The sequence below is a fragment of the Vreelandella olivaria genome, assembly GCF_023507745.1.
Taxonomy (GTDB): Bacteria; Pseudomonadota; Gammaproteobacteria; order Pseudomonadales; family Halomonadaceae; genus Vreelandella; species Vreelandella olivaria_A.
The window spans coordinates 1-1,015 of record NZ_JALPZO010000019.1 but is presented as its reverse complement, the minus strand read 5'-3'; the positions used below and the strand labels follow the sequence as shown (position 1 = coordinate 1,015).

The following is a 1,015-nucleotide window of genomic DNA, read 5'->3' as shown; positions in this document are numbered from 1 at the left end:
CGGAAGCCCAAACCCTGTGGGGTCGTCAGATTATGAATGGTCGGGGGTGGTACTTCACCAAACGCCGCCGCCTGGAAGCGGCGGAAAGCTGGTTGAGCCGTGCAGCGGAGCAAGGCCATGTGCCCGCCATGGAGCAACTGGAGTATGTCAAAAGAGAGCAGCAAGACTATGCAGCCAGTTGGCAATGGATGGAGCGGGCATCCCAGCATGGAAGCTTTGAGAATCGGTTGGGATTAGGTTGGTGTTACTTGGATCCATCGTATCCCCCCGATCAACGGTGCGTTAATGAAGAAGACCGCATTAAGGGCTGGGCCATACTTTATGCGCTGTATGTAGAGATAGAGGATGGCAATTCACGGGATATTATGTCCTGGAACCAGGACAAGCTCACAGAAGATGAGCGCCAGCAAGCAGAAGCGCTGGCAGCGTCGGAATGGATAGGGCGTCAGCCCCCCATTTCCAGGTTTCCCCCTCGCTTTGGTTACTGATTGAGCGATGGCAAACATAAACCGTCTGGTATTCGCCCTCTTGCTTCCACTGCTTTGGTCACTCACTAGCTGGGCGCTACCCGCGGATATCCAGGCCGCCAAAGATGAAGGTATGCGCCTTTACAATATAGGGCATTCAACAGATGCCATGCCTTATTTACGCCAAGCGGCTGATGCTGGTGATGTAGAAGCTATGTATTACATGGGCGAGTCAGAACGCAGACAGAATATGCTGGGCTTAACCACCGAGGCCATGGAGTGGTATTTACAGGCTGCCGAGCAAGGCGACCCCTACGCCATGCTGCGGCTGTTTCAAGGCGGGGCCTGCGTAGCCGGCGACCGATGCCCTGACAACAGCGCAGGCTGGCGAGAGGCGGCGTTGGACATTACCCTGCCCAACGCCGAAGCGGGCGACCCGGAGGCGATGCTGGCCCTGTACTATATCTACGCCAATCTGGATGCTTCCCGACTGACCCAGTTCTACAACCTGCTGGGGATTCCCACCCGTGCAGGCAACTGGCTAAAAC

General features: G+C 56.2%; 2 pseudogenes. Both read left to right on the top strand.

The window, feature by feature from the left end:
- Nucleotides 1-488: pseudogene (locus tag HP566_RS01490) on the top strand (tetratricopeptide repeat protein); the annotation flags it as partial.
- A gap of 7 nt (nt 489-495) precedes the next feature.
- Nucleotides 496-1,015: pseudogene (locus tag HP566_RS01485) on the top strand (hypothetical protein); the annotation flags it as partial.